This is a genomic window from Breznakibacter xylanolyticus (genome assembly GCF_003254275.1).
Lineage (GTDB): Bacteria > Bacteroidota > Bacteroidia > Bacteroidales > Marinilabiliaceae > Breznakibacter > Breznakibacter xylanolyticus.
In genome coordinates, this window is sequence record NZ_QKZK01000006.1 from 94,300 (window position 1) to 107,942 (window position 13,643).

The window sequence follows — 13,643 nt, forward strand, 5'->3', positions numbered from 1 at the left end:
GTTTTATAACAAGGTTAATCTTCAAGGATCGGGATCAAACGGATGTAGTCGAGAGTCACAGCCATTTGTGCCGACAATGGCACCAAACGGAAAAACGACATTTCAGCATTCCGGTAATAATAGGAACCCAAATCCAGCTCATCGTCTAACACATTTGCCAACGGACTGTAAGAAGCAGCCTTATATGGAAAAGCAACATAATAAGAGGTTGAATAATCCACATCGGGACTATCGTCGGTCAGTTTGTTGGTGACATCAGAAATATCTTCAAATGCATAATCATTTTTAGGATAACGAATCACAGTCACCGGGCCAATCATCTGACTTAAGGCCAAGGCATTGTCAGCATAACGATAGGATTTCCCAAAATCGTTAACGGCACGAATTTTCACACGATAACGACACGAGGCCGTCATACCTCCCCGAATCACCAAACCATCAATGACGTCAGTTTTGGAGTTACTTTGATTGTCCAAAATCATATCATACCCATTGAGCGCATTGGCACGCTGGCGGTAATACAACGTAGGCATCCCTACCTTACTGGTCGTTCTGTAAAGCGTTTGCTGGTTGGCATCAATCACGATGGGCAAAATTTTATCGGCCACAGCCAAATCACATGCTTTAATCATGTGAACATGTCCATTACTGGCTTTATAAGACACAGATACCTCTGAAGGATTGAACGGAACCTGCACCCCGGCAACGGAAGTCAACAGAGCCGGTGCCTGAAGGGCTGAATGATCCCCTTTTACTGCAAAATCGCGCGCCACCATCAACCAGATGTAAGCACTATCGCGAGCGGTTGGAACGACATTGGACTCGCGGTCATCCAAGCGGTAATACTTTTGAAAACGATTAAAATGAGCTTCAAACAACTCATCAGAAGGAACCAGCAAAGTCATCATCGAATCTTCGGACGACAAATCGGCCACCTGCTGCAGGTACTTATTTCGCAAGACAAAAACGCTATCGCGATATACATTTTTTCCGTCTGCCGAAGTCCCCAGATACCCCGATGCCGCAGCATCGAAATAAAGATAATCGAGGGATTTTAAATACGTGATAAATCGAGATGAAGGAGCGGCATTCAATACCCACTCCCAAATAGAAAGACGGGGCGAAAGGCTCTGAGCAACATACTGAATGACACCATTAGTGGTCACCGTTTCCTTTTCCTTAAGCAAAGTCACCTCATCGATGAGTGAAGCAGCGGGCTGATACCAAAGCTTTTTCCCACTGAGCATCCGCAAGGAATCGGCAGACGTGGTGACATTAGCCTGGAATTTTCCGGCAATCAGATGGTTAAGCACAAACGCTTTTTTCTCCTCATCAGTATCGATGATTTGAGGGTCAACGTTGGCCATGGCCGAGTTGGTCGGCAACCAAACCGTATAAACATTTACCGAATCGAGTTTCCGATCCAGACCGGTAGCAGTTAAAAGTGCAGCAAACTGCGAACATTCGCTGTTGGAAAGGATGTATTCCGACAGCGTCAACTTCGACACACTCCCGGACACAGCCACATGATCGTCCCAGGCATCGGAACAACCGGCCAGCATCAGCAGCGCAGCGAGCAGAACAACAAATGGATTTTTATTCATATGTCTAATTTTTTTCAATGGTCAAATGGAACTCGCCAATCGTCATCCTTCTGAGAGAGCAAGGCTTGCTCATGGCTCGTTTCATAAGATTATTAATTGCTTGTTTTTATTCATCCCGGCATGGGTATGAGCCAACCACACAGATGTGCTTTACCAATGCAGCGAAGGTGTGACCTTCTCTTTTTAAAGGGGAGAACACATTGCGAGTTCTCCCGAAAAGATTTCCATTAGTTTGTTTTTGGAAAATTCCCCATCAGCAAATCCTCCTTGTACACGTAGGAAGCGTCCAGCGTGTTGATGCGCGGCCAGTTCTGATCTTCCTCGACAGGGATAAATTGAATCTGGTCGAGCCATAAATAACTGTTGGAACCTCCACTAATGGCTTCGAACTTGAGGGTTTGCGATCCGGTTTCCTCCACCACCACCGTTCCTGCATACTGGCAGGCGACGCGTCCCCAGGCATTGGAACCAAGCCAATTGAGTTTTGTGCCATTGTCAATATTGGTTTGAATCGCGGTTTCATCGGTGGTGTACCAATCGTAAGGGTTGTATTGATAAATCTTGAAATTATTCAGATTCAATTCAGCATCCGTAGGTGCTTTACCATCGGACAAGCCGGGAGCTTTGGCACAATCCATGATTCGACTGGTTGATTTATCATTGAAATAGACATAAAACTTAGGCATCCGGGAGCTGGTGGGTACGTTACGCGAAGCGATCCATATTTTATAAGAACCTTTCACGAGTGTTGGGGTTTTAAAGGTGATGCTTTTCACCACTTCGGGACGCAAGTAAATCTCAAACACATCGTCATTGACACAGTGACGGGTTCCGCTCACCGTGAAGGGAGCCACATAACCAATAGAGGCGGTGGTGGGCTCCCAGGTCACATCGGCCAATTGGCCGTGTGTGAGATTCTGATAAGCCTTTTTATAAACACCCGGCATCTTTTTAATTTCAAGCATGTCAGTGACCTCCCAGTACACCGGAAATGGGAAACGCTCTTTAACTGCAAAATTACCCTTCATCACATGCACCACTCCGTTTCCGATACAGAGGTCGGACACTTCGCGTTGAATCTCAAATCCCGGTTCATGCACCCCGGCAAATATGTCATCGTTGATGAGTACCGTGGTTCCGGAATTTTTAACGGTTAACACTTCCCCGGGAGCCATGGTTTTGGCAACTTTAGCAGTGATCAAATCGGACACAAAACTCTGTTGCCCTTTTAACACATGATAAGCCATGTATTTGTACAATCCTGTCAGACCTTTTTCATCAGGTTGGCTATCGTAGGTGGCTTTGAGCGCCTCAAACGAAGTAATGCCACTGGCGTTGTAAACGGCATCGGGAACCGAAAAAATGGTGTACCAGGTGGTATCGGCCTTGTCAGCCGAAGGAATGGTATCGAGAATTTTGTCGAAACCGGTTTCCTGCATGGCCTGCCAGAAATAAGAAAATTCGGGGTTGGCAGCCAGGTAGTCAGAGATCGATAACTCGGAGGGAGTGAGCACCTGATCGATGACATGAATGATGCCATTGGTCACGCGCAAATCTTTCTTTACAATGGCGGCCTGACGGTTCACCAAGGTCATCACTTCGCCGGAAGCTGACACCGTGGTTCCGGTAATCATGTATTGACCCTGCATAGAAGGATACTCCAAACGCCCATCGACAAACATTTCGCTGGGCACGGTATCGTTCACCACACAATAACGCACCAATTGCTTGAGTTCAAGCGGGTCGATCTCACTCACAGAGCTCACATTTTTGCTCTTCAAGTAGGCCTGTACGGCCACATTTGTGGGAGCAAAACAAGTGTAGTTACCGTAAGCTTTCAAAAAAGCGACGGTCTGCGAACGCTCTAAAATTTCGGAAAACAAAGAGAATGAATCCGGACGGGCATCAAAATACTCGCCAATGAGTACTTCGAAATTGGTTCGTTCTTCGTAGTTGGGATCTTCACATCCGCTCCACAAAAAGGTCATGCCCAACAAGCAGACAAATCCCCAAATGCAATATTTAAATTTGTTCATAATTGATACTGTTATCGGGTTGACATTATTTTTGGTAGAAAGGATTTTGAATCAGATAAGGATATCCTGCATCAATATCGGACTGAGGAATGGGCATGTAGTGATAATTCGGATCCTGCATTTTGGCTTGGATGGACAACAACCGTGTGGCAGGAGCCGACAGGGTGAGCATGTCTACCAAAATGTTTTTCTTTTTATAACCATCACGTTTGGCAATGCGAAGTAAATCGAACCAACGCTTCCCTTCAAAAGCAAACTCGCGAGCCCTTTCATTGAGAACATAATTGATCAGACCTTCTTTGGTATCGGGGGCTCCTTCAGACGTCAACACAGAAGCACGGGCACGATTGCGAATTTTATGAATCAAGGCCAACGATTCGGCAGCCAGTTCAGGTTGATCCTCAACCTGAAGAGCCAGCGCTTCGGCTTTCATCAGCAAGATATCGGCATAACGATAGACAATGAAATTGGAATAAGCGGTGGTCGCTGTTTTAGAAGCATAACGATTGACCCCAATGTACTTCCACAAAGCATAATTGAGCGCCGAGCGGTATGAACCACGATCCGCACGCACATCGGCACTGTCGGCATCGACCATCGGATCGTCGGGAAAGAAGCTTTCCACCACATCAACATTGGCTCTCAAGTAGTTATTTGTAGCAAAGAGGTTAAAATACGGATTGAGAATATCAGCCGAAAACTGCAATTCGAAAACACCCTCCAGACTGTTTCCATTATAATAGAGGGTATTGAGCCAGTTTTCGTCGCCTTTGACCAAATTAAAACGACCGGACTTTATCACGATGTCACAGGCCGCCTGCGCTTTGGCAGCGTCACCAGGCTCACTGCGCCAGAGGTAGAAATCGGCCATTAACGAAGCAATGGTGTATTTCGTTACCCGCCCTTTGTCCTCAGCCGAGGTAGTGCCATACGACTCCACAGCATATTTCTGAGCTTCGAGCAAATCGGCTTCAATTTGATTCCACAACTCTGACTGTTCAAGCACCTTTGCTCGCTGAAGGGTTTGATTGTCGGCGGTTGTTGCCTCAGTAATCAACGGCACTTCGCGGTACACTTTATTCAACAACAAGTACATCATGGCACGTATGGTCAGCGCCTCAGCACGATACTCGTTCATTCGCGCATCGGTCAAAGCCGCATCCACACGCTTCACCTCCGGTGCCTTTTCAAGAATGATGTTGCAATAATTGATGGTGCGATAAATGGAATTCCATTTAACCAAACCGTTATTTGAATTTAAGTCTCCATTATAAATCAGGTTAAAATCGTTCAATATAAGATTGCCATTGGCCACCATATCAGCCCGCACTTCGCCCCAATAAAACAGTAATTCAGCGACACTATTGCTACCCGAAGCATTATTACCCAGCATGGAAGCATAAATGCCCATCACGCCGGACTTCAGGTCGGCTTCGCTCTGCCAGTACTCTTCGGCAATGACTCCGTTTACCGGGTCGATGGTCAGCCAGTCGGTACAGGCCGACAACCCCAGTGCCACCATCAGCGTTGCTACAGATAATTTGATTTTATATATTGTTTTCATGTTCATATTTTGAAACATTAATCCATTCACTACCTGACAAATCAGAAAGTTATCGCAAGGTTAAAGGTGATGTCTTTGGTTCGTGGAGTGGCCGAATCATCATAGCCGACGGTATAGATGGTACCATCTTTCGAGTTGATGCTAATATCCGGATCCTGTCCACTATAATTTGTAAAAGTCAACATGTTGTTAAGCGTTGCCGACACACGCATCGACTCAAGCTTCAACTTGGAACAGAATTGTTGTGGAAACCGATAAGTCAGCGTCACGTACTTCATACGCATAAACGAGCCGTCTTCCACAAAGCGATCGGATCCTAAATAGTTGTATCCGGCTCCCATTAAAGCACGAGGAATATCGGTATCATCCCCTGGCTTGCGCCAGCGCTTGAGGGTCGACTTTAACTGGTTATCGTAATTAAACATGGCCTCACCGTTCATCTTAGTGCGGTTGATGATATCGTTACCAACCCGATAGTTGAAAAAGCAGTTGACCGAAAAGTTTTTGTAGGAAACCATGGTTCCGAATCCACCAAAGAACTCGGCATTGGCATTCCCCAGGTACACCACGTCACTGGCATTGATGTTGCCATCATGATTGATGTCTTCGTACATGGCATCGCCCAATTCAAAGAAGTAGCGGGCATTGTCGTAGTCATACACCATGGGTTTGGCGTTGCCGTTGGCATCGAGAATGGTGTTGCCATTGGCATCACGCGCCAGCAACTGATCGTTATTCAGATAAACACCATTGTAACGATAGCCATAGAACGAGCCTGCCGGGTTGTCAATTTGGATGATATTTTTGTACTGACCGTTTCCGATGGTTGCATTACGCTCCAAAGGAAAAGTTTCACTCACTTCGCGCAGCACGTTATAATTACGGGCAATGTTAAAGTCGAAGTTCACGCGCCAGTCCTTGGTTTTAATGGGAATGGTTCGAATTGAAACATCCCAACCCAGGTTATCCATCGTGCCGAGGTTTACATATGATATGGAAGAATATCCTGACGTGGACTGAATGGAAGTATTCCGCCCAAACATATCCTTGGTTCGGTTTTCATAATAATCCAACTCCACATTGAGTCGGCCGTCGTACATTTCGGCCGTGATGCCATAGTTCGTATTTTGAATGGACTCCCATTTAAGGTTCTTCAACTGCAGGTTGCTGACATATGTAGCACTGTTACCCAAGTAGTTCCATCCAAACGAAGCAATATTACTGTAAGTTAATCCATCGTATTTAGGCGGGTTCCCGTTTTCGCCATAACTGAAGCGGAGTCGTAAGTCATTGAGGTTTTTAACATTTTTCATGAAATTTTCGCCCGAAATGCGCCAAGCAAGGGACACACTGGGGAAGAAGGCAAACTTGTTGTTGGTATCGAATTTCGAATTCCCTTCATAACGCAAGCCTGAAGCCATAATATAACGATCCTTGAGGATGTAGTTGACCATGGCCGTGGTTCCCATGGTTCGATTGTGCCAGGGTGACGACTCCAAACTGTTGGCCGCATTATTGATCACTGAAGCGTTGGCCGCATCTTCCTGCGAAGTGGAGACCGAGTTGGAAGACCATATTTTGTAAAAATCCCCCATGGTTTCGTTGGTCGTAAAGTTTACCGTGGCATACAACTGGTGAATTTCGTTGAACGTTTTGTTGTAGTTCAACATGTTATTGGTATAGATGTAATACGAGTCATCATCCTTGTCCATGGCACGATTCACCCAGGTGTTGGTCCATGAGCGACCAGTAGCCGACTGTGGCAAAAAGCGGTTGATTTTATTGGTCACCACATCAAAAGACAAGTCGAGGGTGTAACGCAAACCGGGGATAATGTCGTAGTACAATGAATACTTGGTAGTAATCCGATCGTTGGTGGTGCGGTTGGTGGCATCGTTGGCCATGGCCACCGGGTTATAGGTAGTTGGAAACGTACCTTGAGCATTTGCCTCAGGAGAAAAGTACTCACCAGTTCTGTTGCCATAGGCATCGTACTCCCAAATGGACATGTTGGGCATTTTTTTGTAGGCGATTTGGCGCACATCGTTGCCTTTCACACTCCTCACCAGTTCATCATCGGTAAAGTTGCTATTGGTGACGGCATGAGCGATGGAGAAGTCGGCCCGCATCTTCAATTTGTCGGAGATAAAGTAGTCGAGGTTCAAACGTCCCGAGAGACGATCGAGGTCATTGCCCACCGTGGTTCCTTTGGTGTTTTGGTAGTTCACCGAGAAACGGTAAAAAGCCTTGCTCCCCCCCCCGGCAATTGAGAAGTCGTGGTTGTTGGTGAATCCATCGCGGGTGATGGCTTCCATCCAGTCGGTGTTAGCGCTGTAATTATAGTAGTAATAAGGATCATCAAGCGAATAGGAGAACTCACGACGAGTGTTGGTATTCAGGGGCACGCCATTGGCATTTTGATATCCCTCCAAAATCATGGTTGAATATTCATCGCCATTGAGCAGGGGAATATGCCCCGGGTTCATGGAGTAGGTTCCACGATAAGTATAGCTGATTTTGGGTTTTTGTGTTTTGGTACCCCGTTTGGTGGTAATCATCAGCACCCCATTGGCAGCCTTGGTTCCCCACATGGCAGTGGCAGCAGCGTCCTTGAGTACGGTGATCTCCTTGATGTCGTCTACCGGAATGTTTAACATTTGCGAATACCCCTCTTCGTTGGCCGTTCCAAAGTTAAAATCCGAAGAAACGTTTACCTCATAAGGAATGTTATCGACGACAATCATGGGGGTGATGTTGGCACTCAGGGTGCTCACCCCGCGAATCCGGATGGACATCCCGGCACCTGGATCGCCCGAATTAGAAGCGATATCGACCCCGGCCAAACGCCCCTGCAAGGCATCATCGATGGACGATGCCTGAACGTTTTCAAACTCCTCGGCCGATATTTTGGCCATGGGAATGGCCAGGTTACGGTCGGCGATGGTCATCATCCCGGTATTGGTTCGACGCTCGGCACGCACCTCAACGCCTTCGAGAGTTTTCATATCCTCAATGAGCGTGACATCAATCAGTGTGCGACCTTTAATATCGTGTATTTGCTCTTTAAAGCCGATGAACGAAAACATCAACCGATCCTGATCACTGAGCACTTCCAGAGCATACTCGCCGTCGATATTGGTGACGGTACCCACAGTAATCCGGTTGTTTTTATCTATTTCGACCACTGTTACTCCCGGGAGTCCGCCTTTATCGCTCCCCGAAATGATCTTCCCCCGAACCACGGTTCGCTTTTGCGCAGTGGCTTCGGAGAAAAGAAAGAAAGCCTGGAGTATAAGCAGTATACTGATTAGCTTATTCATTTTTTCAACGATTTATCAATAGGTTAAATAATTATCGATCATGTGCACGATGCATCGGTTCCCTAAAATATTGTAAGTAGATGATGCTCCAGTGATTACTTTAGCAGTCCTACCCTGATTGTCGGTAATGGTAATGGCGCCCGGATTGCCTTCAGTGGCATTAACGGTCAGCGTGGCATTGCTTCCGTCTTCGAGAGTCCGATAAGTGGTATAGGTGCCATTTTTCACAATATCACCCACCACAATATTTCCTTTAACAATGTGATATTTTACAAACCGCTCAATTACAGTATTATCAGAAGCTATTTTAATAGGATCGCCATTGGGTGCGAAATTGGCCAATGCAGTCAACACCCCGGCAGTCACCGCTTTTGTCATAGCAGGATCGTTAGGCAAGAAAACAGTAATCACATCCGTGTTAGCAATGCCTTTTATGACCTTGGTATCCACGTTGTAAACGGCACTGGATGAAGTCACGGTTTTTCCATTATCATCGACATAAGTCGCTTTAGCTGCTTTATTAAGATAATTCAATAAAGATTGAGCTCGATAATTGGAATTTGAATTAAAAAATGAGAGCCAATTGCCGAGGTTACCCACCGAAAACAAGATGGGTCTGTCCAATTCATAACACTTGCCATTGACTGCCGTCGAAGGCACTTCACGTAAAATTTTGGGTCGTGCGGTTGACGCATTTCCGGCAGCATAAACCACATTATTGCTTAACTTAATGTACTCCTGATTTTCATACGTCTGAATCATCCCGGTGTAGTTCACAAATGACAAACCGTTAGTTTCCATCGCCGGAGTGGTTAACACAATGTGATGATTCATGAAACGTCGCAATGCTTCATCCACTTTACTACCCAGATCCGGACGATTGACATCGGAAGTAAATTCCCACTTAGAACTTGCGGCGTTATATTTAAACCCGGCTGCTGCAAACTGATCATTCGAAATCAGAAAAAGACGATAGGTCGCGATGGGATTCTTCAGCAAATTCACCAACGGCTCCAAATCATCAAGCGCCTGATACATCATGGAGTAGTTTGGATTCAAAATCACTTCACCCAACACGGTACGAAAAGCATCAGTATTTTGCACTTTCGTCACAGAATAAAATAAACCATTGCTCGCCATCTCACCAACCTCTACATCAGCAACAGGATCAAACCGAGGTACTTCACCATAGGGATTGGTGGTGACTGCAAACTTAGATGGCCAAACGGTTTTGCGAAACAGGTGAGCATTCACAAACTCACGAATTACAAAATCCGGAACCTCGTTAAGTGACTTATACCCCTTTGTAAACAACACCTCGTCGTAAAAGAGCTTCAATGCGGTGTTATTGGGGGCAAACATGGTCCAGCCTTCGGTATAGGCATCCATCAAGCTACCTCCGCCATAACGCAAATAGTTTTCACAATTGGGGGCAAAACTCAAATAAGGATAATCTTTAATATACAATTGTTTGTACTCTCCTGATGCCTGAAAGTATTTTAACAGATAACTCTCAGACGCCAATGAATAAGAGGTGGTGTATTTTTCCAGTAAACTCCTGAAAGAAGAACAACTTTCCCGTCTAGCCAAAATCTCACTCAGATTATCGAGGGGCAACAACACTTTGTCAACAACATGAATAATCCCGTTCTCAGCCCAAATATTTTTATCGACTACACGAGCATCAGCCACATTGAAATCGGTTAAAGGGGTATTGGGAAAGAAGTAATTATAATCCTCGGCCGTTAACTTCTGTTTGGCCATAAAAGCATCTGTAAAAAACGGAATGTGTTTACGGTTGTTATCGGTTGACTCGAACACACCAGGGATGGCCAATTCAGACTCCACAGCATTCATATCGACCAACGAGGTCCAGGTTTGATTGATCGATGCTCGTCCCTCTGCATACACAGAATCCTCATAAACCCACTTATAATAATAAGTCTGTCTTTTAAAGGCAACATCCTTTACCAGTGCCGCAGCTGCAGAGGCCTTATAGTCGTCAATGCTATCTTTTGAAACAGCCGACACAGTTAAGGAATAGGTCACGATTGACTTGGCAATATCAGCGGTAATTTCGTCAATGGAGGTAAATCCATTTTCCTTAAAAAACAGATCAAACGCCGCATCATTGGGAGCAAACACAGTATAAAAACCTGCACCCTGCAACGTCTTCTCATACCCGGCTTTATCGACACAAGCCAAATAATGGGTAAAGTTGCCCCTTTCCTTGAGCTGCTGATAAATAGGGGGCTCGAGCCACGACGGGCGATCGTAATATGCCTCTTTGTCCTCGCAGGCGACCATCAGCAAAGCAGAAAGAGTGATGACCATCCATGCATTAAAAACTGCAAATTTCCTTCGCATAACAGATTGGTTTTATTTTTTTGAATGATTGACATCTCATGGTTGAAAAAAGATGAGAGCACAGCGGGAATTTTTGATGTCAAATAAATCAAACATCCACATTTGTCAACACCTTCAAACAACAATTAATTTTCATCAAAATTAACATACATCAACATCCAAACACCAATCGTCACCCTCCAAAATCGTACCGAGCAGCCATGAAAATCGTCCCAAAAGTAGGCACACAGGGCAATAGAAAAGAATTAGCCATTTTTCACCACCACAATAAAAGGGGATCCATTTGAGACTTATTCACACTCCACAACAAAACACAGACATTTCAAACATCAAACATGAAAGAGTTACCACAAATGTCATTTTATGCAAACATCACAGCGGAACAGAACGGCAAGAAACAGCGCAAAAGGAGGGTGATAAACAAAAAAAGCCATCGAAAAAGAGGATGATTGTACACTTTTTCATACTCTTTCACCAACAACTGTTTAAATATGTTTCAATAATGCGAACAAGCAACCCAAAACACATAAGTCCGCCATTCTCAGCCATGGCAGTTCACATAAAACAAAACCTGCAATTAAAGAATTGCAGAATATGGAACTTCGAGGCATGATCAAAAAAGACATGAATCACCATCCATATAAGTGACATGCGTTGCACATGAGAGAGGTTTATAGGAACAACGGAGGCTTGACAACTACTCGAAACCCCTGGTTTTCTAAACATCATGGGTTTGGGGGAAATATAAAAAAGGGCGCCCCTCACGGAACACCCTTCTCCAGAATAATCAACAAAAAATCTTAACCCATTTTGCAGCTATCCTAAAGCCAGCGCCTGTATTTCAATGAATTGTTCATTTTCGAGTTCGGATTTGTGTACTACAGATTTTCGCTTTGTAAAGGTAGCGTAATGACGCTAGCTCTCCACTAAACACGGTAATAACCGCTATAGATTCCCGTTTCGGGGTTGGTGCGCATGGATACTTTGAAATACATGCCCCAAAGTAAACATGTAAACCGCTGATATACAATACCCCCTTGTGTACTACAAATGATTTTTCGAAAATTCAGACACTGATTATCAATGTATTACAAAAGCAAATAGAGCAAAAGAGACTATTTTGAGGTGAAAAAAGGTGTTTTTTTAATGAATTTTGGATGGAAAGCTGCAAGATGGGTTAATCAGCTCTCAATAATGTCACGAAGAATATCAATACCCAAAATTGTTATCCCAGTTGTTACGAGTTTTCATTTCGGCCAAAGGAATGGGCAATAACAAATCACGCTTAGATGGAATATTCCCGTTAAAGCCCGAATGGTATTGAGTCGAGAAAGCAGTCAGAGCATCAATGGCATAGGTCTCACCCATGCGCACCAGGTCGAAGAAACGGCGACCTTCGCCAATAAACTCGCACTTACGTTCGTAAAGAATATCCTCGAGGGTGGGATCAGCAGCCAACTCACCAATGCCGGCACGCAGACGAATATTATCTACATATGATTTGGCATCAGCCGCTTTACCATTGCGCACCAACGCTTCGGCATATAATAAATACACATCGGCCACACGTAAAATGGGGAAGTTACGGGGATAGTCGTTCCAGGCTTTGATGGTCGAATTGGTTTTATCCTTTTCAAGAAACTTGGTAACGATGGTACGTTCCACCCATGTGCGTTTTGACACATCTAAACTGTTCCAATAACCGAAATCAACCGAAGCGGCCAAACGCAAATCGTTGCGAGCCTTCATGTCATCCATCAAAGTTTTATCCACACGAATATCTTGCCCCTGAAGGTTGTATGACGAATACGCCCACTCAGGATAAGGCGTCCCCGAAGAGGATGAATTGGTGATATATCCTGGCAAGCTCGAACCTAACCCGAGGTTACCTGATGCAAACTGAACGGAAAACAAATCATATTTGTTTTCGTTGGCCAAAGTAAAGATATCGCCATAGTTTGGAGCAAAACGAGTGGCCACATCACCAATGATGGAGGCAAACACCGTTTCAGCCTTGGCATAAGCCGAGTTGTCATTCAGCGGATAACCGCCCATGGTCATGTAAACTTGCCCCAACAGCGCATTGGCAGCAAGGCTTCCTACGCGTCCTGCTTCAGCCCCAGTATAAATCTTTGCAAGATTGGCAGCAGCATATTCAAGATCAGAGATAATAAAGTCATATATCTCAGACAAAGGAGCTCGAGGTAAAAGCAAAGCTTCATTTTGAAGGATAGGCGTTTTCACGATTGCCACAGGTCCAAAAGAACGCGCCAGCTCCGAATAGGCATAAGCCCTCAAAAACTTCGCTTCGGCACGGTAACGGAGATATTCATCCTTTTTGGTGTTGGCCAACAAATTATTGGCTTCCTTAATCACCATATACAAGCGTGCAAAAATGGTTTGCACCATACCGGTCTGATCGGTGGTCAGGTACTTACGCAAATCCAACTGATCGTTTTGAGCAGTAGTTCCCTGAGTCGCCAAATACAACACATCGGCACGATTTTCAGAAGCCAGCCAAAAATACTCAGTCGGAAAATCAGTATTCGTCCCATTACGCCCCAATCGGGCATAAGTTCCCATCACAGCCTGTTTAATTTCCAATTCAGAGGAGTAAAACTGAGCTGTGGTATTATTCTCCACCGGAGCAATATCGATGGCATCTTCGCTGCAAGCTCCCAAAGCCAAGGAGCCCACCATCAGGGCAGCCAGATAATATTTTGAAATTTTCATTTGTCTTATCATTTATAAA

General features: G+C 45.0%; 6 protein-coding genes. All 6 read right to left on the reverse strand.

All coding sequences use genetic code 11. From position 1 onward, the window contains the following. Nucleotides 1-14 precede the first annotated feature (14 nt). A complete protein-coding gene (locus LX69_RS05015) occupies nt 15-1,604 on the reverse strand; it encodes a fasciclin domain-containing protein (protein WP_111444733.1) in 1,590 nt (529 codons plus the stop codon). A 227-nt stretch (nt 1,605-1,831) separates the two neighbouring features. Then, nucleotides 1,832-3,640, reverse strand: a complete 1,809-nt coding sequence (locus LX69_RS05020) for a fasciclin domain-containing protein (RefSeq protein ID WP_111444734.1) — start codon at nt 3,638-3,640, stop codon at nt 1,832-1,834. 25 nt (nt 3,641-3,665) lie between these two features. Beyond that, nucleotides 3,666-5,204 (reverse strand): RagB/SusD family nutrient uptake outer membrane protein, encoded by a 1,539-nt coding sequence (locus LX69_RS05025; RefSeq protein WP_170124246.1) that lies wholly within the window; start codon nt 5,202-5,204, stop codon nt 3,666-3,668. A 41-nt stretch (nt 5,205-5,245) separates the two neighbouring features. Beyond that, nucleotides 5,246-8,524 (reverse strand): SusC/RagA family TonB-linked outer membrane protein, encoded by a 3,279-nt coding sequence (locus LX69_RS05030; protein WP_111444736.1) that lies wholly within the window; start codon nt 8,522-8,524, stop codon nt 5,246-5,248. Nucleotides 8,525-8,539: 15 nt separating this feature from the next. After that, entirely contained in the window at nt 8,540-10,891 is a 2,352-nt protein-coding gene (locus LX69_RS05035) for a fasciclin domain-containing protein (RefSeq protein WP_111444737.1), read from the reverse strand. 1,209 nt (nt 10,892-12,100) lie between these two features. Continuing rightward, complete coding sequence (locus LX69_RS05040) at nt 12,101-13,624, reverse strand: RagB/SusD family nutrient uptake outer membrane protein (RefSeq protein ID WP_221621279.1); 1,524 nt, start codon at nt 13,622-13,624, stop codon at nt 12,101-12,103. Nucleotides 13,625-13,643 lie beyond the last annotated feature (19 nt).